Origin of the sequence: Pseudomonas sp. NFR09, from assembly GCF_900111535.1 — a bacterium.
GTDB classification, from domain to species: Bacteria; Pseudomonadota; Gammaproteobacteria; order Pseudomonadales; family Pseudomonadaceae; genus Aquipseudomonas; species Aquipseudomonas extremorientalis.
The window spans coordinates 1-26106 of the sequence record NZ_FOIH01000013.1; the positions used below are offsets into that span (position 1 = coordinate 1).

The window sequence follows — 26106 nt, forward strand, 5'->3', positions numbered from 1 at the left end:
CAAGCAATTTGACTACTCTAACGAGCATCAGATTGCGGTGTGTGAAGACGAAATGAACCGAAAGTTCGACGTTCACAAAGCACCGAAAGCTGTCACATACCCAATTTGCTGAAGCGAGGCCCAGGCCGCGACTCAGTACCCGAATTTCTTGACGACCATAGAGCATTGGAACCACCTGATCCCATCCCGAACTCAGTAGTGAAACGATGCATCGCCGATGGTAGTGTGGGGTTTCCCCATGTGAGAGTAGGTCATCGTCAAGATTAAATTCCAGAACCCCTGATTGCTAACGCAGTCAGGGGTTTTGTTTTGGGCGGTCGAAAATTCAAGCGCAGCTCATCCTCAATAAATACCGTACCGTTGGGCAAAACGATGCAAAGTGTTTCTGCATTTTTGGTATGGTGCAGCACATTTTCACAGGGATTGATCTTTCACCCGCAGGACGCGGCGTCGACCTTCTTCAACGAGATGCTGTAGAAATGCCTGAACCGATACCCATCAAAGATCACGAAAAAGAAAACCGTCTGGTCAACAAGCGCCTGCTCGCCTGTGCGCTGCTGGTGATTGGCATTTCCTGCGCCCTGGTGGGGCGCATGTACTTCCTGCAGGTCGTGCAGTTCGACTATCACTCCACGATTTCCGAAAACAACCGCGTCCACGTATTACCCATCACGCCGACGCGTGGGCTGATCTACGACCGCAATGGCGTCGTGTTGGCCGACAACCGCCCTAGCTATAACCTGACCATCACCCGAGAGCGCACCACCGACCTCAAGGGCGAGCTGGACGCCATCGTCAGTTTGCTGCACCTGCCCGCCGAGGATCGCGCGATGTTCGACAAGGCGCTGAAGCAGGCACGCCACCCCTTTGTCCCTGTGACATTGTTTTACGAGCTGACCGAAGAGCAGATCGCGTTGCTGGCGGTGAACGAGTTCCGTCTGCCAGGGGTTGATGTAGAACCTCAGTTCGTTCGCCACTATCCCCTGGGCGCCCACTTTGCGCATTCCATCGGTTACGTGGGACGGATCAACGAGAAAGAGTCCAAAGCCCTCGATTCGGTTGAGTACCGCGGCACTCAATCCATCGGCAAGACCGGCATCGAACGCTTCTACGAGTCCGAGCTGCATGGTCACGTAGGTTATGAAGAGGTCGAGACCAACGCCCAGGGCCGTGTGCTGCGTGTACTCAAGCACACCGATCCGATCCCCGGCAAAAACATAGTACTGAGCCTCGACGTCCACCTTCAGGAGGCGGCAGAAGAAGCCTTGGGCGATCGCCGTGGCTCGGTGGTTGCCCTCGACCCACAAACAGGCGAAGTGCTGGCCATGGTCAGCAAACCGAGTTTCGACCCTAACTTGTTCGTCACCGGCATCAGCTTCAAGGAATATGCCGCGCTGCATGACTCCATCGACCGGCCACTGTTCAACCGCGTCCTGCGCGGGCTCTATGCGCCGGGCTCGACCATCAAGCCGGAAGTCGCCATCGCCGGTCTCGACAGCGGTGTCGTCACTGCACAGACCCGTGTGTTCGATCCCGGTTACTACCAACTGCCGGATTTCGACCACAAATACCGCAACTGGAACCACAGCGGTGACGGCTGGGTCGACATGGACGCCGCTATCATGCGCTCCAACGATACCTACTTTTACGACCTGGCCCACAAGCTGGGCATCGATCGCCTGCACGACTACCTGGCTGAATTCGGCCTGGGCCAGAAAGTGTCGCTGGACATGTTTGAAGAGTCGGCTGGCTTGATGCCCTCCCAGGCCTGGAAGCGTGCCACTCGCCGCCAACCCTGGTTCCCGGGCGAGACCGTGATCCTCGGTATCGGCCAGGGCTACATGCAGGTCACACCGCTGCAACTGGCCCAAGCCACCGCGCTGATCGCCAACAAAGGCGTGTGGAACCGACCCCGCTTGGCCAGGACCATTAACGGCGTGCCACCGGTGGATGAAAACCCTATGCCCAATGTGGTCCTCAAGGATCCACGTGATTGGGAGCAGGTCAACCATGGCATGCAATTGGTGATGCACGACCCACGCGGTATCGCCCGTGCTGCCGCACAAGGCGCGCAATACCGTATCGCTGGCAAGAGTGGTACCGCACAGGTGGTCGCGATCAAGCAGGGCGAGCGTTATAACCGTGAAAAGACCCTGGAGCGCCACCGCGACAACGCGTTGTTCGTCGGCTTCGCCCCAGCCGAACACCCGAAAATTGTGATTTCGGTGATGATCGAAAACGGTGAAGCCGGCGGTCGCGTTGCTGGGCCGGTCGTACGCCAGATCATGGACGCCTGGTTGCTCGACCAGGAAGGTCACTTGAAACCGCAATACGCAACGCCGGCCAAAGCACCTGGAGACCCAAAGGTTTAAATCAGGCTTTCCACTCGTCCCATTGCTCTACGCCTTCATGGGCAAGCCAGGGCACATCATGGGCCATCCAGATGTGCGCGGTGGGTTTGACGCCCGGATCATCGTCCAGCGTCGCCACCCGGACAATGACGTGAGGTTGATGCCCTCGTTCGGCCATCAGGTGCGAGCCGCAACGCGAGCAGAAATGCCTGAGCTTGCCCGGCGACGACTCGAAAGACGCCAGCAGTTCCACACCCTGGGTCCAACGAAAGTGTTCGCGCATCACGCCGGCTGTCGTGACAAATGCCGCTGCATGCACCTTGCGGCAGCTGTCGCAATGGCAGTGGCTGATCGCCATGTCCAGACGCCTCACCTGATACCGCACGCCCTTGCAGAAGCAACTTCCATTCAATGGGTCAGTCATAACGTAATTGCCGGATCAATAAAGGGGTCATCATCATTGCTTACAATCCCAGGTTGCGCATTGTTCGATGTCACCTACTGTCAATGGAGGAGGTGACTTATGCACGTATTGGATCGAATCGAACGGAAAGTCCTGCTCAACGCTTCACGCAAACAGGTGTGGGAAGCCCTCACCGATGCCGAGCAGTTCGGCCAATGGTTTGGTATCGCCCTCGAAGGCAAAGCCTTTGTTGCCGGGCAAACCATCGAGGCACCGATCACCTATCCGGGTTATGAACATGTGATCTGGAAGGCCAGGATCGAACGCATCCTGCCGCAAACGCTGTTCTCCTTCTGGTGGCACCCTTTCGCGGTCGAGGCGGGTGTCGATTATGACCAGGAAACCCCCACGCTGGTGGAGTTCACCCTTGAAGACCGTGCTCCAGGCATTCTATTGCGGGTGGTCGAGTCCGGCTTCGACACGGTGCCAGAAGCCCGTCGGCAAAAGGCCTTCAAGATGAACTCCCGGGGCTGGGATGAACAAATGGGCAACATCGAAAACTACCTGAACCAAGCCCGCCAGGCATGACTGCAACAACGGGCTCACTTCGTTGTAGTGCTTTTTAGAAGTCTACAGTCGCCGACAACTTGGCAACACGCGGGTCGCCCTGGCTCAGGAAACCGCCCTGGGCCGATTCCCAGTACTTCGTGTTGGCGACGTTCTCCACGGTGGCGCCGAGGGTGACATCACGCTTGGCAACCTTGAAGTTGTAACGCGCGCCTATATCGAAGCGGTTCCACGTCGGCAAGCTCAAGTTGTTGGCGGCGTCGGCGTACTGCCCGCCCGTGCGCAGCCAGCGGCCATTGAGGGTTACGCCTTGCAGGCCAGGCACATCCCACTCCACATCGGCGTTGAGCTGGAACGAAGGCACGCCGATTGCTCGGTTACCGTCATTGGCGCCGTTTTGCGTGTCCTTGAGTTCGGTCTTCATCACCGTCACACCGCCCAGCAAACGCAGGCCGCTGAGGGGCTCGCCGAAGACGTTCAGTTCCACGCCTTTGTTGATCTGCTGGCCTTCACGCACATAGCGCGCTGTAGTCGCATCGATGACCTGAACGTAGCCGGCCCCAGGCTGTTCGATACGGTATACACCCAGCGTGGCGCCATAGGTGCCCATGTCCACCTTCACACCCGCTTCGATTTGTTTGGAGCGAGCGGGCGCAAACGCCTGGCCGCCACCGATGATCGTCCGGTTACCCGAGTTGACCGGCGACGTCGGGCCTTGCGCAAGGCCTTCGATGCGGTTGGCGTAGAAGGACACGTGTTGCCACGGTTTGAACACCAGGCCGTAGACTGGCGTGGTAATTGACTCGTCATAGTTGGAAGTGCGCGTACCGCTCATGTAGTTGTAAGCCTGTACCACCATCTGCTGGCGGCGCGCGCCCAGCGTGACCAACAGGCGGTCATCGAAGAAGCCCAGGGTGTCGGACACCGCTGCGCTGCGCACGAATGTTTTGCCTGTAATGGTAGGGTCGCTGAAATCAGTGCCTGGCGTATTGCGCGGGTTGTTCAGGGTGGGCGGAGCGCCGGTCACAGGGTCGTAGATATTGGTTCGGGTAGCCGTCGACGAGGCGTTGAACACATAGGCATTGCGTGCTTGAGTCCAGATACCGGCCAGGCCAAAGTTGAGTCGATGGCTCACAGGGCCGGTCTGGAAACTGCCGTTCAACCCGCCCATTAAGCTGCGGTTGTCTTCTTCGTGGGCGATGGTCGAGCGGCTTGCCAGGGCATTGCCGCTGTTGTCAGTCAGCGTGACCGACGAGTAGCGCCCCATTTCCCGGGTGTGCTTGGCACCGCCTGCTGCATAGGCCGTCCAGTTGTCGTTCAGGTCATACTCGGCGCGCAGCATCCCCAGGGTGTCTTCGAGGTTGGTGCTGCTCCAGCTCGGCGCGTAGTTGGTGTCTGCCGAAGGCGCATCCGGCACATGGGTGGCCGTGCCAAGGAATACCGAATTACGCCCACCGTTGATGCGCTGCTTCTGATACACGAAATCACTGGACAGACGCAACGCATCACCGCGGTAGTCCAGGCCCACGGTGAACAGCTTCGAGCGCTGATTTTCATCATCGATGCCGGTATCGCCTTCGCGCTGGGACAGGTTCACGCGTGCACCAACCTGGTTGTCCTCGCCGAAGCGCTGGCCAATATCCAGATGCTCGCCCACCCGGCCATCGCTGCTGATATCGGTACTGAAGCGACGCAGTGGCAGGTCATCGGCGCGCTTGGGTTGCAGGTTCACACCACCGCCTATCCCCGAGCCGGTCGGTGTCACACCATTGATGAAAGCATTCGGCCCCTTGAACACTTCCACACGCTCCAGGGCGTCGGTGGACATAATCTGACGCGGCAGGATGCCGTACAGGCCGTTGAAGGACATGTCGTCACCGGCGAGCGGCAGGCCTCGGATCATGAACGTCTGTGCCTGGTTGGCATAGCCAGACGCCTGGCGCACCGATGAATCATTGAGCAGTACATCGCCGATCGTTTCGGCCTGTCGGTCGCGGATCAATTTCTCGGTATAGGAGGACATGCTGAACGGCACGTCCATGATGTCCTGGTTACCCAGCACCCCCAACTGAGCGCCACGTGCCACCTGGCCGCCGGCGTATACCGGGGGCAGGGCGCCTGGCGCAGGGGCCTCGGCGCTGACAGTGGTGGCGCCCAGTTCCAGCGTGCCGGTTTCCTGGCTGGCGTGAGCCGAGAGGCTCAGGGAACAGCACAGGGCGAGCAGGGTGGGGCGATACGGCACAGCGAATGGAATACGGGCGGGCATGGTCGATCCTGACGGTGAACCGTCAATGGTGAGGGAAAGGGCAACAATGGTTGCGCTTCCTCACTGCGCGGATACAACTCCAGTGCAAATGATAGTAATTATTATTAACGTCATGCAACAATTTTGTGAGATTAAGGTCCGCGCGTTCGGATGCCGAGTAGAATCACGCCCTGAAAGCGATTCCTGAGGTGCGGTACGGTGGATTTACAGCAGGGTTTTGTCCTGACCCGGCATTGGCGCGATACCCCGGCGGGCACGGAGGTCAGTTTCTGGCTAGCCACCGACCAGGGTCCGAGGTTTATCCGCCTACCTGTGCAGACCTCGGTGATGTTCATCCCCGAAGCCCATCGCAAGCCGTTGGATTGGCTGCTCAAGGGCGAGCGCGATATCGAACTGCGCCCGTTGCAGTTGTGCGATTTCCATCACCGCCCGGTCCTGGGTCTGTACACCCGCCAGCACCGCCAGGCGATGGACGTGGAAAAACGCCTGCGCGCTGCGGGCGTCGACGTCTATGAGGGCGATGTGCGCCCACCCGAGCGCTACATGATGGAGCGCTTCATCACCGCGCCCGTGTGGTTCGGCGGCACCCCCGACGCTACCGGCGCACTCTGCGATGCGCAGATGAAACCCGCGCCCGACTACCGCCCGCCGCTGAAACTGGTGTCCCTGGACATCGAGACCACCGCCCAGGGCGATCTGTATTCCATCGCTCTCGAAGGCTGCGGCGAACGCCAGGTGTACATGCTCGGCCCGCCGAACAAAACTGACGTGGTGGATTTCAAGCTCGACTACTGCGACACCCGCGCCCAACTGCTCGAGCGCCTCAATCAATGGCTCGCCGAGCACGACCCCGACGCGATCATCGGCTGGAACCTGGTGCAATTCGACCTGCGCGTGCTCCACGAACATGCCCAGCGCCTCAACGTGCCGCTGATGCTCGGGCGGGGCGACGAGCCGATGGCCTGGCGCGAACACGGCAGCCGCAACCATTACTTCGCGGCGGCAGCGGGGCGGTTGATCATCGACGGCATCGAGGCCTTGCGCTCAGCGACATGGAGTTTCGAATCCTTCAGCCTGGAAAACGTCGCGCAAACCCTGCTCGGCGAAGGCAAGGACATCTCCACGCCGTACCAGCGCATGGACGAAATCAACCGCATGTTCGCCGAGGACAAGCCCGCCCTGGCTCGCTACAACCTCAAGGACTGCGAGCTGGTCACGCGGATTTTCGCCAAGACCGAACTGCTCAAGTTCCTGCTGGAACGCGCCAGCGTCACCGGGTTGCCGGCCGACCGCAACGGCGGCTCCGTCGCCGCGTTCACCCATTTGTACATGCCGTTGATGCATCGCCAGGGCTTCGTCGCGCCTAACCTGGGCGACAAACCACCCCAGGCCAGTCCGGGCGGCTTCGTCATGGACTCACGGCCCGGCCTCTACGAATCGGTGTTGGTGCTCGATTACAAAAGCCTCTACCCGTCGATCATCCGCAGTTTCCTGATCGATCCGGTCGGCCTGGTCGAAGGCCTCAAGCACCCCGACGACAGTGAATCGGTGGAAGGCTTTCGCGGCGCGCGGTTTTCCCGCACCCGACATTGCTTGCCGTCCATCGTTGCGCGAGTTTCCGAAGGCCGCGAAGTGGCCAAGCGCGAACACAACGCGCCGTTGTCCCAGGCCCTGAAAATCATCATGAACGCCTTCTATGGCGTGCTTGGCTCCAGTGGTTGCCGGTTCTTCGATACACGGCTGGCCTCGTCGATCACCATGCGCGGGCACCAGATCATGCGCCAGACCCGCCAGTTGGTCGAAGCCCAAGGCTACGAGGTGATCTACGGCGACACCGACTCCACCTTCGTCTGGCTCGGCAAAGCCCACAGCCAAGTCGAGGCCGGCCGCATCGGCCAGGCGTTGGTCCAGCACGTCAACGACTGGTGGCGCGAGCACCTGCACACCGAGTTCGGCCTGCAAAGCGCCCTGGAACTGCAATACGAAACCCACTTCACGCGCTTCCTCATGCCGACCATCCGTGGCGCGGAGGAGGGCAGCAAAAAGCGCTACGCTGGCCTGGTGGTGCACAGCGATGGCAGCGAGGACATGGTCTACAAGGGCCTGGAAACCGTGCGCAGCGACTGGTCGCCCCTGGCCCGGCGCTTCCAGCAGGAACTCTACCAGCGCATCTTCCATCGCCAGCCGCACCAGGACTACATCCGCGACTACGTGCGCCGCACCCTGAGCGGCGAGCTCGACGAGTTGCTGATCTACCGCAAACGCCTACGCCGCCGGTTGGACGACTACGAACGCAACGTGCCGCCCCATGTGCGCGCGGCGCGCCTGGCCGATGAGTACAACGACCGCCTGAACCGCCCGCGCCAATACCAGCGCGGCGGCTGGATCAGCTACGTGATCAGCGTCAACGGCCCCGAGCCGATGGAGGTGCGGCAAGCGCCCATCGATTACGATCACTACGTCACCCGGCAATTGCAGCCGGTGGCCGATGCGATCCTGCCATTCGTGAATGACGATTTCAGTACCTTGGTCGGCGGGCAAATGGGTCTGTTTTAAAACGCTTGATTCGTCCGTGCGCGAGCCTGCACTCTTGGTCACTGACGACCACCTTGACGGCGCAGCCCTATGACCGAACTTACCTTGACCGGCACTACGGTCGAACTCCTACCCCTGCAACGGGCACACAAGGCCGCCTTGCTCGAGGCCGCCGCCGATGGCGAATTGTGGAACCTCAAGGTCACCAACGTGCCGGGCCCGGACACTGTCGACCAGTACATCGACACCGCCCTGGCCGGGCGCGATGCCGGTAGCGTGATCCCGTTCACCCTGGTGCGCCGCGACACCGGCCAGGTGGTCGGCAGCACGCGGTTCTGGAAGGTCGACCGGGTCAACCGCAAACTGGAAATCGGTCACACCTGGCTGGCGCTGTCCACCCAGAAAAGCGCCATCAACACTGAAGCCAAACTGTTGCTGCTGACCTACGCGTTCGAAGTATTCGGCTGTGTGCGTGTTCAATTCACCACCGATGAACTCAACGAAAAGTCCCGCGTCGCGATCCTGCGCCTCGGCGCCGTGCAGGAAGGCATCGTGCGTCACGAACGCATCATGCCCGACGGGCGCAAGCGCAACTCGGTGCGTTTCAGCATCATCGACTCGGAGTGGCCGCAGGTAAAAGCCAACCTGCAGGCCAAACTGCAACGCTAGGAGGACAGGTCCATGTATACGCTCTACGGCATCGACGAATCCGGCTCCTGCATGATCGAAATTGCCCTGCAGCGCTGTGCGGTGCCGTGGCGCAGGGTCGACGCGGCTTCCTGGGCAGAGGGCGAGGGCAGTGACGAACTGGCTCGTATCAACCCGCTCAAACAGGTGCCGACCCTTGTGACGCCTGACGGCCAGGTGCTGACGGAAAGCGCAGCGATCCTGATCCACCTGGGCCTGGAATTTCCCGCCTCCCACCTGTTGTCCGGCAACCGCGCGCAGATCATTCGCGGCCTGGTGTATATCGCCGCCAATTGCTACTCGGCGATAGGCATCATCGACTACCCGCAACGCTGGCTCGGTAACGTCAACGAAACCGTGCAGGCCCAGCTTGTCACCGGCACACGACGCTACCTTCACCAGGCCTGGGTGGTGTTCGCCGATCAGTTTGCCGACCAGTTGTTTGCCCCGGACAACACCCCGAATGCACTGGGCCTGATGGCGGCGGCGGTGTCGCGCTGGGATGAGGCACGCGACGCGTTGAGCGGCCTGGCGCCAGGCTTTGCCCTGAGCCTGGCACAAGTGGACGCCGACCCCATCGTCGCGCCCGTATTTGCTCGGCATTGGCCGGAGTGGAAGGTCTCATGATGTTTCCGCAATCAGTGGAAACAATGACAGTCGCAGCCATCAAACCCTTGCGTGGCGGGCGTCCTGTCCTACGCTTTCTTAAAGTGGTGTAGGAATCATCCTTGAATTTGACTGTCGCAGACATGAAACTCAAGAACCCTGCATGGAATTCAAAGGAGGTGCGCATGCTCATCCGGTCGCTGACCCTGGCTACCTTGATGGCTTTTACGGGGCCGCTGTTGGCTGCTGATGATATCAACCCGCTCAAGCAGGACTTGGGCAAGGCCCGGCCGCTGGTGGTGGTGGAGCTTGATGCAGGCAACGACACCTTGGCCAAGGTCAAAAATCAGCTGGACGAGCCTGCGACCAAGCAGTCCTTTGAAGAACGCAGCATGGTGTTCTACACCGTGAAGTTCGGCAGCATCGGTGCTGAAGGCGAGAAATTCGCCAAGGACCCCAAGGACAGCAGGAAACTCACCCCGCCGGAAACCAACGCGCTGATCCGTGCCCTCAAGCTGGGCGCCGGCAGTGGCACCAAAGTGATCCTGGTGGGCAAGGACGGCGAGAAAAAACTCGAGAAGACCGTACCGCCGGATACCCTCGACCTGAAGGCATTCTTCAGCGCCATCGACCAGATGCCGATGGCCGAGAAAGAAACCGCTGCACCGGCCGAGCCTGAACCCGCCGCCGCACCAGCGGAGAAGCAGGGTGCCAAGGCTGGCACCAAACCTGGCAAGCCCGCCAAGCATGCCGCGCCGCAACCATTGGACGACTGATCCTGTGCGGGAGCTGGGCAGTCGGCTCCCGCAGCAGAAACCTGCAGTAACAGCTCTGCGAAGAATATGATAAACGTTATCATTTACGCCTTGTTCTTCGCGCGCGACCTCTAAGTCCTTGATCTCTACGTCACCGGCCCCTTCAACCTGCTCGATCGCGAGTACTTCAGCTACGCCGGCAACCACAGCGTGTACGGAGCGCCGCGCAACCTGATGACCAGTGTCAAATACGCTTTCTGACGCAATGATTGAACGGCGCCTTCAAGGCGCCGTTTTTGCGACAGGCGCCTTGCGCACCGGAAACGGAAAGTAGAAAAACCGCAGGAACGCCACCCGCTTGATCACTTCCCCGATCAACAACGGCACCACCACCGCCACCACAAACCCCACGCAGGCCGCGACAAACGCGGGCAGCCCCAGGCGCTCCAGCAGGTCGACCGTCTTGTGCTGGATCTCGCCGTGGAAGATCAGCAGGATCAAGGTGTTCTGACCGATGTAGGTCATGGCCCGCGTGACCCAGGTCGACACCATCAATACGCGCGCCAGCGCCCAGCAGGCGTACACGCCGATCACGGCCGGCAGGGTGGTCCAGAACCAGTGGTCGTAGCGTCGCTGCGCCAGGTCCATGGTGTCCCAGGTGAAGGTGAACACCACAACGAACAATGCAATCGAAATCAACAGGGTCAGCCAGGAGCCCGCGTGGGTGTGCAGCCAATCACGCAGCAGGTAGCCGACAATGAAATAAGTGCTGCTGATCAAGGTGATATCCAGGCTGAACGGCAGGCCCGGCAGCACCCAGGTATGCCCGCCGAACGCGACTGGCAACTGCCAGAACCACGGCAGCATCCAGACGCCCACAATCAACTGCAGCGTTACCAGCGCGCAACTGAGCAACAGCGACAGCTTCAGGCGCTGGATCAGGCGCAGCATCACCCAACTGAACAGGATCGCCACCCAGAAGTGCGGCAGGAACCACAGCGCCTGCCACGGAATGGTATCCACCGAGGCGTACAGCACACCGCCGATATCCGGCAACAGCGGCTGGCCACGCAGAATGCTGCGCACGATCACATAGGTGAGCATGGTGAAGAAAAACGGTTTGAGCAGGCCATCGGCCTTGCGTATCGCCATCTCCACGAACGGCTGCTCGGGCTTGAAGAACACGCCCGACAGAAAAAAGAACAGCGGCAAGATGAACGACGCCAGCACCGGGTATAGCAAGTCCGGCGAAGTGGCGACGAACCAACTGTGGGCAAACACGATCACCAGGATGCCGATGCCTTTGGCGATATCCATTTGAATCCAGCGATGTTTCATATGAGTTGTCCTGATCGATCATTCATGCTTTGCGCCACGGTCTCAGCCAGAGTGCCATGCCCAGCAATACCACCGCGCCAGCCAGGGTGCTCAGCCCCAGTTGCAGCCACACGCCTTCAATCCGAAACAGCGCCAACGCCGCCACGCCCATCAGCACCGCGCTGAGCAGCCAGCTCCGAGCCCAGGGCAGAGCGCCGAGCAAGGCCTGGCGTTGCATCAGCAGCAACGCGGTGCAGAGCACGCCGGCCAGCGCAGCCAGCGGAATCCCGGCCAGGCCGAACACAAACGGCAGCACGCTCAGCAACAGCACATTGGCCAGGCTGCCGAGCAGTTCACAACGCAATGGCTGGCGCGTATCGCCCGCAGCGTAGGCGTAGCGCGCGAGCAGGGCGTTCCAGGCGCCGAACACCAGTGGTACGGCAAACCAGGCGAGCAGCAGCGGCAACGGGGAGTCCAGCGATTGCTTGGGCAGCAGCAACGCCACCAGGCTCGGCGCCGCCGCCACCAGGCCGACTCCGGCGGGCAGGGTCAGCACGCTGGCGGTTTCCAGGCCACGCTTGAGCAGGGCCAGGCGCTCGTCGCCCTGGCGCCGACTCATCATGCCCAGCAACACCTGGTTGAGGCTCATCAGCGCAATCAGCGGCAGGTTCATCAGCTTGCGCGCCAGGTTGACCCAGGTCACCGCACCTTCGCCCAGCAAGGACGCCACCAGCCGTTCGATCAAGGCCAGGCCCTGGCTCGCGCCGTTGCTCAACAGCAGCGGGCCGATGCGTTGGCCCAGCTCCCGCAGTGGTGCCCACGACCGCTGCCAATGCCACGGCCGCCAGCCCTGGCGCCACATCGACGGCAGCAACGCCAACGGCATCAACAGGCTGCCGGCCAGGCAGGCCAGGGCCAATGAGTGAGGTTGAGTGGCGGTGCCGGCGAAGGCAAGGTAGGCCACCGGCGGCAGGTTGAACAGCAACGAGCCCAGGCCCGCCAGTACAAAGCGCTCGCTGGCTTGCAACGCAATGCTGAACAGCGCATGCAGCATCAGCCCCGGCACACACCAGGCGACAATCTGCAAGTTGCTGCTGGCGAGCGCCGTGGCACTGGCGGCCAGGCCGGGCCCGAGCAGTTGCACCAGCCACGGCGCCAATACAGTCAACAGCAGGCTGGTGACCAGCGCGATCGACAGCAACGCCGGGAACAACACCGCCAGCCAGCCCAGCCGCTCGTCGTCCTGGCGCGCCAGGTACAGCGGCAGCGCCGCTGCACTCAGCACACCGCCGGCCAACGACATGCGCAGCGCCTCCGGCAAGAACAGTGCGATCAGGAACGCATCACTGCGCTCGCCCGCGCCCCAGGCCGCCACCAGCAACCACTCACGGGCAAAGCCCAGGCACAGCCCCAGCAGCGTCGCCAGCGTCAGCCATGCGGCAGAGCCCAGCATCAGCGCTGTACGCCGTCGAGCAGCGTTTTGCGCGACGTTATGCTTTTCACCTGCGGCAGGCGCGCCGGAAACAGACGCCGCGCTTCCAGCACATTGATGCCCACCATCAGCCAGAACAGCGCGACCATCACCACGGCAAAGCTGAAGTAGTGGTCAAACAGGCCGCTGACCAGTGCCGAGAGAATCCCGGCGGTGGTGCCCAGCCACAGCGCGTTGTCCTTGGTCAGGCGGATCGGGCCGCGTTCCGGGCGCGCTTCACGCCACCAGCGCACGGTCACGGCCACGAAGAACAGCATGCCGACGATGCCGGTCTTGTAGATGAAGTTCAGCCACAGGTTGGAAATGCCCAGCAAGTGGGTGTCGGGGACGGGCGGGTCGACCTTGAAGCCGATGCCGAACGGATACGCCATCACCGCCTGCGGGAACATGCGGTACTCGTCGAAACGCACTTCGGTACTGGCGTTGCTCGATGAGAAAATCGTCGCCAGGCGCTCCTGTAAAGGCGGATACGCGATCACCAGCGCCACCGTCAGCGCCGCGCCGATCATCAGCAGGCGCCCGGTGTACGGCACCCGGCGCGTGGCCATCCATAGCAGCACCAGCGCCAGGCTGACCATCGCGCCACGGCTACTGGCCAACAGCAAGGCGGCGGCGCCCAGGCACGCCACGCCCAGGCCCAGTGCGCGTTTCCAGCCTTGCTCGGTCATGCCGAAGCAGAACGCCAGGGGCAGCAGCAACGCCATGATCCCGCCGATGGCATTCGGGTGCATCCACGGCGAGCCCATGCGCGACGACATCGCCTCCAGGCCGAACTTGAGCATATCGAAGTTGCCGTAATTGAACAGCGCCAGCACCGGTGCAATACCGGCCCCGGAGCGTGTGCGCACGAACACCGCGATCGACAGCACCAGCATCGCCAGGCTGCCCAGCAGCAGGGCGATCACCAGGGATTCGCGGTGCTTGCGGTCCACCAGCAACTTGGCACAGAGGAACACCGCCGACAGGCTCAGCAACCAGCGCAGCCAGTTGGCGACGCCGCTGGTGTCGGCGTGAATAGTGACCTGGCCGACGATGAACGGGAACACGCTGAACAGCATCAGCCACAACAGCATCTGGTCGGTGGGCCGACGGGTGAGGCTCGGCGTATCCGGCAGGCGCGCCAGGAAGTTGTGCCACAGCACCGCGCCCCAGGTCAGCGCCAGGATCGCTTCGCTGACGGTACTGCGAATGCCCAGGTTGACCGTGGAATACGGCATGAACGTGGCGACCAGGGCGAACAGCACCAGGCCCCAGAACGGAAAACGCAGGATGGTCACCGCACCGGCCAGGCCGATCACGGCGAGGAACGCCTTGGCCGGCGACAGCAGCAGGGCGGCGGCGCCGAACAACAGGCCGAACAGTATGGCGACGAGGCTGGGCAGGTTCACGTTCACTTCAGCTCCTCGATCAGTTCGGCCAGGCGCCCGCGATAGGCGCGATGATTAAAGCGTTCTGCCCACTGCCGGCATTGTTCGGGCGATTCATCGGCGGCACGCTCGCCGAGGCTGATCATCAACTGCGTCAGCGCTGGACCATCGGTGGGCGAAAAGCGCGGTGCCGACGGCGGGGTGATTTCATCCAGCGACGTGCCGCTGGCCACCGCCACCGGCGTGCCCACGCTCAGGGCTTCGATCACCGGCAGGCCAAAACCTTCGGCGTAAGACGGTTGCCACAGGCGCGACGCCTGGCGGTACAGCGCATGCAATTCGGCATCCGACACGCCACTAAGTGCACGAATGCCAGGCAGGCTGCGCTGGTTTTCAGGCAAATGATCGAGGCTGCCCACCAGCACCAACTCCGGCACGCCGGGGGACTGGCGCCGCGCCTGCTGCCAGGCCTCCACCAGGAACGGCACGTTCTTGCGCAGCTCGCGGGTGCCCACCAGCAACCAATAGCGCTCGGGCAATTGGCGCGGGCCGAGGTCCGCCGCCAGTTCGGTAAAGCCGTCGACCTGATTGGGCAGCACACGAATCTTGCCCGCGGCCTTGGGAAACAACCGCGCGGTTTCATCGGCGCTGTACTGCGACGGCGTCCACACCCGGTCGGCGCTGTGCACCGCGTAGGTGATCGACAGGCGATCGCTGGTCTTATAGATGAGCGCCTTCAAGCGGTTGGCGTGGTAGTTGTTCAAGGTGATCTGGAACAGGTCATGCAACAGCACCACGGTGCGCAGGCCCTTGGGTTTGGGCGGCAACGGCAGGCCCATGTTGAAGGTGCTGATGTACAGGTCGATGTGGTGCTCGCGCAACGCCCGTGGCAGAAACCCGGCTTCGAAGCGCAGGCGATTCTGCGGCTGGTGCATGGCGGTCTTGGCGCAACCCCAGGCCGGGCAGTGCGCCTGCAAGCGGGTTTCATCGCCCAGGGGCGCCACGGTAAACCGCTCGAGCTCGATGCCGGGCAGGCCGTGCAGGGCGCTTTCCAGCGCGTACACCTGGCGGCTGATGCCCGATTGCGGCGAGGTGCCGACGGTGCGGTAATCCAGGCCTACACGCATGCGGGCTCCTTTTGATTCTGGGGCAAAAGGGTCGTGTAGACCTTTTCCAGCTGGCTGGCGGCGACGTTCCAGTCATGGGCACGACGCACATAGGCGCGGCCGGCTTCACCCATGGTCGTGGCGGCATCGGGAAATTGCAGCAGGCGCACCACGGCATCCGCCAGGCTCGCAGCGGTTTGCCCGCCGAGGTAATCCAGGCCTTCCACCAAATCCAATCCCGATACGCCTTGCTCGGTACTTGCCAGCGGCAAGCCGGCGGCCAAGGCTTCCAGTACCTTGAGCTTGGAGCCGCCGCCATGGCGCAACGGCGCCAGGAACACCGAGCAGCTCGATTGCAGGCTCAGCAGGTCGGGCACAAAACCCTGCCACTCGATACGCGGGTCCGGCCAGCGTGCGCGCCAGCTGTCGGGCATGCCGAAGCCGCACACGCTCATGCGTACGTCGGGGCAGCGTTCCCAGACCTGGGGCAGGATTTCATCCAGGGCCCATTCGATGGCGTCCACATTGGGCGCGTATTCGTAGTTGCCGAGAAACAGCACGCGTTGGGTGGTTGGGTCGGGACGGGCGGCGGCGAAGTGATCGCAATCCACGCCGTTGACCACCACCGACACCGGCTTGCCAGCGATTTTTTCCAGTACCTGCGCATCGCTGTCGGTCACCGCGACCACCTGGGCGGCCTGGCGCATCACGCGGCGTTCCCAGCGGGCGTAGCGCCATTGATCGTAGCGAATGAACGGCAGCGACCAGCCCGGCAAACGGTCATACGTGGCGGCGCCAAGGGCCGATTCAACGTTGTGTTCCGTCAGCACAAAGGGTTGGGACTTGCGCGCCAGCACCTCTTCATACGGCTGGAAGCTGTAGCTGTGTTCGATTTGCACCACGTCCCAAGGGTCACCCAGCAACCAATTGAAGGTGTCCTGCAATTCACCCGACAAACCATTCACGCTGGCCAGCAGCGGGTACGGCGCAAACAGCCCGGCCAACAGGGTCGTGACGCTGCGCAGAGGGCGGCGCGGCAGGATGATCAGTTGTTCGAGAAACGCTTCCAGCACCTGGCGGTCGCTGAGCGACACCGGGTGTTTGTCATGCAAAAGCAGGGTGATCCGATGCCCGCGCGCGGCGAGGTTGCGCAGCAGATGGAACTGGCGCGTCTTGCCGCCGCTGGTGGCGGGCCAGGGTGAGTAGGGCAGGATCCATAAAATACGCATGGCAGGCCTCAGTCCCATAACAGAATTTGCAGGTTCGACTTGACCGGCACGGTCAGGCCGCTGGTGCCGCTTACCGGGGTTTGTGTGCCGCGCAGCGGGTCATACAGGGTGGCGCTGGCCAGGCCCGGCAAGTGGGCGTTGCCGCCCTGGGCCGACCAGAAGAACCACAGCTTGCGCCCGTCGGCGCGGGTCCATCCGATGCTGAACAGGCCGTCGGGCAACTGGTCGGCAACCGGCGGATCGCCCGGCGTGAGCGTCGGCCCACTGACGTCGAGGAAGTTCTTCAAGGCGGTGTAGACGGGCTTGGGGTTGGTGTCGATATCCAGCAAGCCGTAGGAGCGGTCACGCACGCTGGCGCGCTGGTCGAGGTCGCTCAAGGTGAACAGGAAGATCTTGTCGAAATCCATCGCACTCATCAGCGCCAGGCGGCGGACCACGTAGTCGGCCTGGGCCTGGAGGGTGATGATGTCCTGGGCGTCTTTTGGCCCCTTGTAGGTTGACCAGCCCCACTCGGTGCTCCACAGCGTGTTCACGCCGCCATGGCGCAGGGCCTGGTTGAGCTGGGTGGTCTTGGCGATGAAGTCCAGGTTGGCCGGGTCGTTGCCTTCGGGCAATTGGGTATAGGGGTGGTAGGAGATCACTGTATTCAGGCTGGCCACGCCGAGTGCGCCCAGGGCGTCGAACATGGTCTGGCCACTGGGCATTTCGCTGAAGAACGCCATGCCGGCGGCCACCACCGGTTTGCTCGGGTTCACTGCGCGCAAGGCGTTGGTGGTGACGGTCAACAGATTCGCGTACCCGGCAGGGTCTGCCGCCGGGCGCCAGAAGCCGAGCAGGTTCGGTTCGTTCCAGACTTGCCAGGCCTCGACGCTGGGGTAGCGCTGCGACAGCAGAGCCATGCGGTTGGCAAACACATTGGGGTCTTTCGGCGGGTACTGGTCCGGGTACATCGACAGCGGCGGGGCGCTGCTGATAAAACGCGCCGACCCCACCAGGTAAAACACCGACTTGATCTGGTTCTGCTGCAGCTTGCCCACCAACTCGTCGAGGGTGGCGAGCTTGTATTGGTTCTGCGCGGTTTCCAGCTGATCCCAATGCAGATCCAGGCGCACCCACTCCAGGCCCAGGGCCTTGAGGCGGTCGATCTGCTTCTGGTAGCGCTCGGGGCTGAACCACAGGAACTGCGCATTCACCCCCAGGAAGTCCTTCCAGACCACCTCCTTGCTGCCCTTGAGCACATGGCTTTCGGCATCCGCCTGGCGTCCCCACAAGAATGCGGTCAGGCCCAGGGCGGCGACCACCGCGAGGGTGGCCAGGTAGGTGCGTTTACGCGCCATAGGGGGCTCCGGTGATGGCCTGCTCGAAGAGCTGCTTGAATTTCCGCGCGGTCAACGGCCACACGCGCTCACGGCCGATTTCGCCGGCCCGTTCGGCCCAATCCCGGGCCAGCAGCGGCGTACGCGCCAGGCGCAGCAGTTGTTCGCCGAGCGCGGCTACATCACCCTCGGGGTAGATCGCACCGTTGCCGCTGGCGACTTCCTCGGCAAACGCGCGGGCGTCGGAGGTGATCGCGCCGCGCCCGCAGGCGGTGGCCCAGGACAGTGCGCCACTGGTGCCACGCTGGCGCCCCAGCAGGCCGAGTTTTTTCGATTCACGGTAGGGCAGCACCATCACGTGGTGCGCCTGGATGGTCTGGGCGATGTCATCCGCCGGCAGGTTCAGGCGCCAGTCGATGGCGTCGGTCAGGTCCAGCGCCGCGATCTGTGCGTTCAACTGCTCCAGGTAGTTACCGCCTGCGCCAAACGCCATTTCCGCGGCGGTGCCGCCCGCCAGTGTCAGGCGCACGCGGTCGCGCAATTCGGGGGCTTGCTTGAACACATCCGCCAGTGCCTGCACCAGGTCTTCGATGCCTTTGCCTCGGTAGATAAACCCGAAATACAGCAGGCGCAGCGTGGCGAGGGGCGGTATTGGTGCCGCCGGGATCGGCAGATTGGCATGGTTGATCACCGCAACTTTGCCGGCCGGCAGGTGCATGCGCTGGCTCAGGCAGTCGGCGCCCAGGCGGGTGAGGGTCACCAGCCGGGTCAGCCCCTTGGCGACCTGGCGCTCTTCGCGCAGGGTCAGCGGGTCGGCCAGCACCACGGCTGCCTGCGGCAGTGGGCTGGGCAACCTTTCCATCAGGTTCAAGGGGAACGGCAGGTGCTCGCGGCGCCACACGATGCGTTCCGGGTCATGCACCGTGGCGGTCAGCGGCAACTGGGGGTAAGCCTTGCGCAATTCACGCAAGGCCAGGAATTCCCCCAGGCGCCCGCCGCCCAGTTCGGCGTGTACCAGGTCGACGGCCTGCCAGTCGAACGCGTCGATGGCCTGTTTGATCGCTCCGGAGTTGCCCTCCACCCCGGCCAACGGCGTCAGCACCGTCACACCAAGGTGTTCCAAGGCCGTGCGGAAATGGTTCGCGTAGTCGGCGATCCCGTTTTTCTCCGGCGGCAAGGGGGCGAGCAGGGCGATTCGCATCAGAACGCTCCCCGGTACTTGCCGATGGTGCGCAGCACTTTGCCCGGCACTTCAAACTTGCGACGGTTGATGATAATGCCGTCCACCTTGCCGAACGCGGTGTTGAGGATCGACAACGCATGCTCCACCACCGGCACGGTACTTTTGCGCGCTTCCACCACCAGCCCGATCAGGTCGGCGCGACGCAGATCGACGAACGCCTCGCGGTTGTCCAGCAGGGCCGAGGCATCCAGCAGCACCACTTCACCCGGCGCAGCAGCGTGCGGCCCGCCGACGCGCACGTTGATGCCGTTTTCACTGAGCAATTGGCGCAGTTGCTCAACCACAAAGGTCACCCCTTCGCCGTGACGCGCCGAGGTCAGGCCCAGGGTCACGCCCTGTTCGGCAATGCGCTCGGGCTGCAGCAGGCTGTACAAACGGTAGATGCTCGCATTGAACGCGTTGGTGCTTTGCGCGGTGGAGGTGTCCAGCTCCGGCAGGGTGGTCCACAGCGGCAGGCCGAACTTGCGCTCCACCAGGCCACCGTCGTGAATCCGCTGGTCGAGCAGGTAGCACAGGTAGATCACCAGCAGGCCGACCACGATGGCGAACGGGATCGCCAACACCAGCATCACCAGGGTTTTCGGGAAGATGCGGCCCGGGTTCAGGGTGGCTTCTTCGATCACGGCGATGTTGCTGATCTGGCTGTTGTCCAGCTCACGGTCGATGCGCGATTTTTCCAGGTTATCCACGTACAGCGCGTAGTTGCGCTCGGTGGTGTTCAGCTCGCGGGAAAGGCGAGCCAGCTCCGGCTCGATCTCCAGGGCCTGCTTGCGTTGCTCTTCCAGGTTCAACAGTTGTTTCTGTTGTTGCACCAACTGGGTACGCAGCGCCACGTTGTTGCTGGTTTCATCCAGCAACACGCGCTGCAAGTGAATTTCCAGGGTGTTCGGCGCACGGTTCTCCGAGGCTTGCACCGTGTTGCTCTCGCTGTTGACCTGCATCTGCATGGCCCGGATCGACGCGTCCAGGGCTTTGACCGGCGGCGCATTGTCGGTATAGGTGCGCATCATGTCGGCCTTTTCCAGCAGCTTCTGGTTGAGCAGGCGACGCAAATCCTGCTGCTGCGGGTTCAGGGCGATCTGGCGTACGGTGGTGACTTCCTTGGGTTGGCCCTTGAGCTGGGTGCGCGTGCTCTGGATCGCGCTGTCGGACGAGGCGATCAACCGCGTCGTGTTGAAGGTCTCACCGCGCAGCACGTTGATGCGCTCGGACAAATCCTCCAGGCGGTCGGTGATGCTCGCCGCGCCGATCTGGTTCAGGTGCGTGAGGATCTGCTCCTTGTAGCTCTTGATCTCGGTGGCACTGTTGGCTACCTGGCCTTCGTAGAACGCGTACAGGCTTTTGCGCCCCAGGGCCTCGGTACGCTCGTTGATGTAGGTCTCGACCCAATCCTTGACCACCGCCTGGGCGATCTCTGGGTCGCCCCACTTGAAGCTGATGTCCATCACCGTGGAACCGACGGCGTGGCTGACCTCGAAGTTTTTCTCCAGGCTGGCGGCCAGGCGTTCCACCGGCGTGGTTTTCTCCACGATACCGACGGTTTCAAGCACTACGCGCAGGCCATCGAACACCGCGCCCACGCCGCTCTTGACGTAGTACTTGGTGCGCTTCCAGAAACCTTCCGGCGGCGGCGCGTTTTCAATCACTTCCAGGTAATGCTCGGCCACCGCGCGTACGATCGGCCGGCCGGTGAGCAGGCGCTCTTCGTCGACAATCGGGTCGCGTTGGGTGCTGGGCATTACCAGCGCCTGGCGGTTGCTGATCTCGATGGGCAAGGTCGAATCACGCCCTGGCTTGACCAACAGGCGCGCGGTGGACTCGTACTTGGCCGGCAGCAGGAACGCTCCCAGCAGGATGATCACCAGCGCGGCAATCGCCGCCAGCTTGAACTCATGCCGGAAGATGAAGAACAAGCGCAGAAGATCACGAAAAGAACGGATCTCGATCATTGGGATGTCGCTCCTTTAGTTGTTGCCGCCGCTGGTTCGGGTGTAGTTGTAGCCAACCCCGATCGACTTGGTGAACGGGATCAGTTGGTTCATGTAGGTATCCACCCCCTGGATGCGTTCGCCCACGTTGGACTTGGGCACGAACACCACATCGCCGCGTTGCAGGCGCACGGGTTTGCGTCCGTTGGGACCGGTCTTGAGCAACTGGCTGAAATCCAGGAAGTACGCGCGATAGGCACCCTGGGCGTCTTCGCGCAGCAGGGCGACCATGCTGGCGTTGCCTGCCGGGCTGACCCCGCCGGCACCGATGATGGCTTGTTCCAGGGTGTTGGCCGTGGCGATCTGCACCGCCGTCGGGTTGTTCACCGCGCCGCCGACGATGATCGAGCCGCTCGGCGCCTGGTTGATGTTCACCGTCACACGCGGTTCGCGGTAGATGGGCGCGAGTTTGCCGGTCAACTCCGTGGCCAGCTCCGACGGCTGGCGACCGGCGACCTGCACCGGCCCCAGGAACGGGTAGTTGATCTTGCCGTCGGTCTGCACCGTGTACAGCGTCAGCTCATAGATGGTGCTGACGTTGAACGCCGACAGTGTCGGCATCTCGCCGGCATCGCGGACGATGCGCAACTGGTCGCCGATGCGGATGCGCTCCACCGCCGGCGGCAATTGTGCCAACTGGTCGAGGGCGCGTTTGCCGGCCTCGACGGTGTCACTGTCGGGCGGGACGATGCGTGCCGGCGTATTGCAGGCGGCCAGGGCCACCATGGCCACGACGAGCAGGGTTCGTTTCATCAAGGGGGACTTCCTGTGGGTCATGATGCTCACCTCCAATAACCGGGAAACATGCTGATGCGCCGCTTGAGGGCGAGGGGGAGGCGGCGCTCCAGATGGCCCAGCCGGTAGCCGAGCAGTTTGAACGCGCTGCGCACCAGTACTTCGGGAACACGGTGCAAGGCACCGGCCTTGCGCAAGGCCGCCAGTTCAGCCAGCACGTAGCGTTTGCCTTCACCACCGGCATCGCCAAAAGCCTGCTTGATCCACGGTTCGCGGCCGTAGAACACGCCGATATCGAAGTAGCGGTGAAACTCATCCATGAGCTTGTAATCGTGCGAGTGATGCACCAGCGCCGTGGCGGCGTAGCGCACCTTGTAGCCTTCGAGCAGCATGCGCGCCGCCACATAGGCGTCCTCGCTGCCGATCACATCCGCCGGGAAACCGCCCACCGCCTCCAGCACGCTGCGCCGGTAGACGGAAAACGAGTCGGAACTGAAGCAGGTCTTGATCCCCAGCTCCGGCGCATCGGCCAGGCTCTTGCTGCGGCTTTGCTCCGGGTAGTTGAAGTGCCGCGATTGCGCACCCAGTACTCCGGCATCGGGGTGCGGCAACTGACGACCGTAGGCCACGCCGTTGAGCGGGTCCTGCTGCAATTCGGCGAGCAGGTTGGCGAAGGTTTCCGGGGTGGCGGGGATCGCATCCTGGGTCATCACGATCAGCGCGTCGCCGCTCACCTGCCCACTGGCCCAGCGCCGGGTGCCGCCGTGGTTGAAGTCACGCGCGTCGATCACCTCGACCCGCGCCCCGAATTCGCGAAAGCGCGCCACAGTGTCATCGTTGGAGGCGCTGTCCACCACCAGCATCTCGTCGGGTTGCAGGGTTTGCATCTTCAGCGCCGGCAGCAGGCGGCCCAGATGGCTGGAAGCGTTACGGGTCGGGATGATCAGCGAGGTGAGCATGTCATTTCTTCACTTCTGCGGGCGCGCGCCCGTAGATGTCGTCGAAACGCACGATGTCGTCCTCGCCCAGGTACTCGCCGCTCTGCACCTCGATCATCACCAGGTCGATGATGCCGGGGTTGGTCAGGCGGTGTTTGTGCCCGGCGGGGATGTAGGTGGACTCGTTGGCGTTGATCAGGAATTCACGCTCGCCGTTGGTGATCTGCGCCGCACCGCTGACCACCACCCAGTGTTCGCTGCGGTGGTGGTGCATCTGCAACGACAGCGACGCCTGGGGCTTGACCACGATGCGCTTGATCTTGAAGCGGCTGCTTTCCTCCAGCACGGTGTAGGTGCCCCATGGCCGGGTGACGGTGCGATGCAGGCTGTACGCCGGGTGGTTCTGGCGCTTGAGCTCGGCGACGATGTAGCGCACGTCCTGACTGCGCTGGGCGTCGGCGATCAGCAGGGCGTCGGGGGTGTCGACGATGATCAGGTCGCGCACGCCCACGGCGCCGAGTACGCGCTTGGGCGAGTCGATGTAGCAGTTGTGCACGTCGTGCAGAATCGCTTCGCCGTTGACCTGGTTGCCATGGGCGTCGCTGGGGGTGAGCTGGCGCAGGGCTTCCCACGAGCCGATATCGCTCCAGCCGATGTCGCAGGGCACCACGGCGACTTGCTTGGATTTCTCCATCAGCGCCACGTCGATGGACACATCCGGCGCGCTGCCGAAGGCGTCCGCGTCCAGCTCACGCTGGCGTGAGGTCTTGTTCTGCAGGCTTTGGCTGTGTTCCAGCGCGGCGCGGGCAGCGTCCAGTACGTCCGGTGCATGGGCGGCGAGTTCGTCCACCAGGGCGCTGGCCTTGAAGCAGAACATGCCGGCGTTCCACAGGTGTTTGCCACCATCGAGGTAGCCTTGGGCGGTGGCCAGGTCGGGTTTTTCCACGAAGCGCTTGACCCGATGGCCGGTGCCCAGCGCCTCGCCCTGTTCGATGTAGCCAAAGCCGGTTTCCGGATGATCCGGCTGAATGCCGAAGGTCACCAGGTAGCCCGCTTCGGCCAGGTCGCGGGCCTGGGTCACGGCCTCGGCGAACGCCACTTCATTGAGGATCAGATGGTCGGCGGGCATCACCAGCAACTGCGCGTCACCGCCGAAATGCTCCTGCACATGCAACGCCGCCACGGCAATCGCTGCCGCCGTGTTGCGGCCGAACGGCTCCAGCAGCAGGTCCAGGGGCAGATGGGCCTTGTTGACCAGGCGGTAGTCATCCAGGGTGCGGAACAGCAGGTCGCGGTTGGTCACTGTCAGCACGCTTTCCACACCCGGCAGCTTGGCCGCGCGCTGGAAGGTTTTCTGCAGCAGGCTCTGGCCGTCGCGCATGCGCATGAACGGCTTGGGCATGTTCTGCCGGGACACCGGCCACAGCCGCGTGCCCGAACCACCGGAAATAATGCAGGGAATCAATCCGTTGAGTGTGTTCATCAATAGACTTCCTTGGTGGAAAGGACGGCCGGGACCGTCATGAAAACGATGTACAAGTCGAACCACACCGACCACTTCGAGATGTACTCCAAGTCGTATTCGACCCGTTTCTGGATCTTGAACAGGGTGTCGGTCTCACCCCGGTAGCCGTTGATCTGCGCCCAGCCGGTGATGCCCGGCTTGACCCGGTGCCGCGAGCTGTATTCGCTGACCGCCACTTCGAAGGGAATGCCCGCAGCCTTGGTCGCAGTGGCATGCGGGCGCGGGCCGACCATGGACATGTTGCCCAGCAGCACGTTGAACAGTTGCGGTAGCTCGTCGATGCTGGTCTTGCGGATGACGCGGCCGACGCGGGTGATACGCGGGTCTTCGCGGGTGGTCTGGCGTTCCGCGGTGAAGTCGCTCTGGTCGGTGTACATCGAGCGGAACTTGAACACGCGGATTTCGTTGTCGTTGTAGCCATAGCGGTTCTGGCGGAACAGCACCGGGCCTTTGGAATCGAGCTTGATCGCAATCGCCGTCATCAGCATCACTGGTGACAGGCATACCAGCGCCAGGCTGGCCAGCAGCAAGTCCTCGCAGCGCTTGATTACCGGCGACCAGCCGCGCAACGGCAATTGCGAGGTGTTGAACATCAGGATGCCGCCCACATCGGTAATCTTGCTGTGGCCGTAACGCAGGGCGGCCATGTCTGGTACCAGCATCACGTTCACCGACAGCTGCCGCAGGCGGTTGACCAAACCATGGATGCGCTGCTCGGCGGCCCAGGGCAGGCAGATCATCACCTGGTTGACCTGCTCGGCGCGGATCAGCTTTTCCAGGTCGCGGGTGTTGCCCAGCAGGGGCAGGTTGCTCAGTTCCTTGGGAATGCGTTCGGTGCGGTCGTCGATGAACCCGACCAGGCCGGAGCGGATGTCACCGTTGCGCAGCAGGTGATCGGCAACGTGTACGGCGGTGTCGGTAAAACCCAGGATCACCGTGCGTTGCAGGAATTTGCCGGCACGCATCAGCTTGCGATACAGGCGCAGCATCAGCAGGCGCTCCAGGCAGAACAGCGCCAGGCTGGCGACGTACCAGGTCACCAGGTTGCGCGGGGTCAACTGCGGGAACATTTGCAGGATCTGGTACATGAACAGCAGGATGCAGAACGCCGCCGACCAGGCCTTGATCTTGGTTTTCAGGCGCAGGCGATTGCTGAACAGTTCTTCGGAATAGATGCCCAGCGCCTGGAACAAAATAATGGTGAGGACCGCGAAAAATACCAGCAGGCCCAGGAAGTGGGCGCGCAGCTCAGGGGCCATCGGGTCGAGCAAGAGCACCAGGACCATGGGGGGCAGAATGGCCGTCAGGCCATGGACCAACTTGACGAAAACAACAAAGAACTCAACAAAACCGGCGCGCGTTAAGAACAGGCTGTCGACGGACGACTTCTCTCGCATACAAACATCCCTCATTGCACTCCAGGCTTCACTGTTCGACGGTTTGTTCAATAAGCGGTGACTGGCTTCAGAACTAGGGTCGAACGACTACGCTGGGTAATACGCAACTAGCCATTCCAAATGCAGCTATCCATTTGAGTGGGTTTTGCGGGGTAGTGACTAAAGGAGTGTTCCTTTGGTATGTGTTCAGTCAATGAATTGACGATGGTGCGGAGGTGGCGTGTTAGACAGGTTAACTGGCTTTTTCTTAGGCATTTTATTGACGTTCCTTGTCCGAACACTC

The 26106-nt window shown here is 62.4% G+C and carries 20 protein-coding genes and 1 rRNA gene; 7 read left to right on the top strand and 14 right to left on the bottom strand.

The genetic code is table 11. The features are described 5' to 3' along the window. The first annotated feature begins 147 nt into the window (after window positions 1-147). A 5S ribosomal RNA gene (gene rrf / locus BMX59_RS25095) occupies window positions 148-263 on the top strand. 216 nt (window positions 264-479) lie between these two features. Then, complete coding sequence (gene mrdA, locus BMX59_RS25100) at window positions 480-2372, top strand: penicillin-binding protein 2 (RefSeq protein ID WP_093127020.1); 1893 nt, start codon at window positions 480-482, stop codon at window positions 2370-2372. 1 nt (window position 2373) lies between these two features. Here mrdA and BMX59_RS25105 read toward each other — a convergent pair whose 3' ends face one another. Further along, window positions 2374-2775, bottom strand: coding sequence for a GFA family protein (locus tag BMX59_RS25105; protein ID WP_093127025.1), 402 nt, complete (start codon window positions 2773-2775; stop codon window positions 2374-2376). A gap of 99 nt (window positions 2776-2874) precedes the next feature. Here BMX59_RS25105 and BMX59_RS25110 point away from each other — a divergent pair, with 99 nt between their 5' ends. Beyond that, window positions 2875-3342, top strand: a complete 468-nt coding sequence (locus tag BMX59_RS25110) for an SRPBCC family protein (protein ID WP_092249500.1) — start codon at window positions 2875-2877, stop codon at window positions 3340-3342. Window positions 3343-3376: 34 nt separating this feature from the next. Here BMX59_RS25110 and BMX59_RS25115 read toward each other — a convergent pair whose 3' ends face one another. Further along, window positions 3377-5587, bottom strand: coding sequence for a TonB-dependent receptor (locus BMX59_RS25115; protein ID WP_092249503.1), 2211 nt, complete (start codon window positions 5585-5587; stop codon window positions 3377-3379). A 198-nt stretch (window positions 5588-5785) separates the two neighbouring features. Here BMX59_RS25115 and BMX59_RS25120 point away from each other — a divergent pair, with 198 nt between their 5' ends. From BMX59_RS25120 to BMX59_RS25135, 4 genes are all read left to right on the top strand, one after another. After that, window positions 5786-8143 (top strand): DNA polymerase II, encoded by a 2358-nt coding sequence (locus BMX59_RS25120; protein WP_092249506.1) that lies wholly within the window; start codon window positions 5786-5788, stop codon window positions 8141-8143. Window positions 8144-8212: 69 nt separating this feature from the next. Continuing rightward, window positions 8213-8791, top strand: coding sequence for a GNAT family N-acetyltransferase (locus BMX59_RS25125; protein WP_093127035.1), 579 nt, complete (start codon window positions 8213-8215; stop codon window positions 8789-8791). A 12-nt stretch (window positions 8792-8803) separates the two neighbouring features. After that, entirely contained in the window at window positions 8804-9436 is a 633-nt protein-coding gene (locus BMX59_RS25130) for a glutathione S-transferase N-terminal domain-containing protein (protein ID WP_093127038.1), read from the top strand. A 164-nt stretch (window positions 9437-9600) separates the two neighbouring features. After that, window positions 9601-10191, top strand: a complete 591-nt coding sequence (locus BMX59_RS25135) for a DUF4174 domain-containing protein (protein ID WP_092249515.1) — start codon at window positions 9601-9603, stop codon at window positions 10189-10191. Window positions 10192-10452: 261 nt separating this feature from the next. On the opposite strand, the gene BMX59_RS25140 is transcribed toward BMX59_RS25135, so the two are convergent. From BMX59_RS25140 to BMX59_RS25195, 12 genes are read right to left on the bottom strand one after another with little or no spacing between them, the layout of a single operon-like run. Then, window positions 10453-11508 (bottom strand): acyltransferase family protein, encoded by a 1056-nt coding sequence (locus tag BMX59_RS25140; RefSeq protein WP_093127043.1) that lies wholly within the window; start codon window positions 11506-11508, stop codon window positions 10453-10455. A 22-nt stretch (window positions 11509-11530) separates the two neighbouring features. Next, a complete protein-coding gene (murJ, locus tag BMX59_RS25145) occupies window positions 11531-12940 on the bottom strand; it encodes a murein biosynthesis integral membrane protein MurJ (protein ID WP_093127046.1) in 1410 nt (469 codons plus the stop codon). Continuing rightward, the gene (locus BMX59_RS25150) at window positions 12940-14367 is read right to left on the bottom strand and encodes an O-antigen ligase family protein (RefSeq protein ID WP_093127386.1); all 1428 of its coding nucleotides are present in this window, start codon (window positions 14365-14367) and stop codon (window positions 12940-12942) included. The genes murJ and BMX59_RS25150 overlap by 1 nt, the downstream gene beginning before the upstream one ends. Before the next feature lie 2 nt (window positions 14368-14369). Further along, on the bottom strand, window positions 14370-15473 hold the full coding sequence (locus BMX59_RS25155; protein WP_093127049.1) for a glycosyltransferase family 4 protein: 1104 nt from the start codon (window positions 15471-15473) through the stop codon (window positions 14370-14372). Beyond that, a complete protein-coding gene (locus tag BMX59_RS25160) occupies window positions 15464-16681 on the bottom strand; it encodes a glycosyltransferase family 4 protein (protein WP_092249528.1) in 1218 nt (405 codons plus the stop codon). The genes BMX59_RS25155 and BMX59_RS25160 overlap by 10 nt, the downstream gene beginning before the upstream one ends. Window positions 16682-16689: 8 nt before the next feature. Next, window positions 16690-18018, bottom strand: coding sequence for a GH39 family glycosyl hydrolase (locus BMX59_RS25165; protein ID WP_071489729.1), 1329 nt, complete (start codon window positions 18016-18018; stop codon window positions 16690-16692). Beyond that, window positions 18008-19198: a glycosyltransferase gene (locus BMX59_RS25170; protein WP_093127053.1), complete on the bottom strand. Its 1191-nt coding sequence runs from the start codon at window positions 19196-19198 to the stop codon at window positions 18008-18010. The genes BMX59_RS25165 and BMX59_RS25170 overlap by 11 nt, the downstream gene beginning before the upstream one ends. Beyond that, window positions 19198-21189 carry a GumC family protein gene (locus tag BMX59_RS25175; protein ID WP_071489727.1) on the bottom strand — a complete coding sequence of 664 codons (1992 nt, stop codon included), beginning with the start codon at window positions 21187-21189 and terminating at the stop codon, window positions 19198-19200. Before BMX59_RS25175 ends, BMX59_RS25170 begins: the two co-directional genes overlap by 1 nt. Before the next feature lie 15 nt (window positions 21190-21204). Beyond that, on the bottom strand, window positions 21205-21981 hold the full coding sequence (locus BMX59_RS25180; RefSeq protein WP_071489726.1) for a polysaccharide biosynthesis/export family protein: 777 nt from the start codon (window positions 21979-21981) through the stop codon (window positions 21205-21207). 29 nt (window positions 21982-22010) lie between these two features. After that, complete coding sequence (locus BMX59_RS25185) at window positions 22011-22922, bottom strand: glycosyltransferase family 2 protein (RefSeq protein WP_071489725.1); 912 nt, start codon at window positions 22920-22922, stop codon at window positions 22011-22013. A gap of 1 nt (window position 22923) precedes the next feature. Then, entirely contained in the window at window positions 22924-24384 is a 1461-nt protein-coding gene (locus BMX59_RS25190) for a mannose-1-phosphate guanylyltransferase/mannose-6-phosphate isomerase (protein WP_093127056.1), read from the bottom strand. Continuing rightward, window positions 24384-25823, bottom strand: coding sequence for an undecaprenyl-phosphate glucose phosphotransferase (locus tag BMX59_RS25195; protein WP_092249543.1), 1440 nt, complete (start codon window positions 25821-25823; stop codon window positions 24384-24386). The genes BMX59_RS25190 and BMX59_RS25195 overlap by 1 nt, the downstream gene beginning before the upstream one ends. Window positions 25824-26106 lie beyond the last annotated feature (283 nt).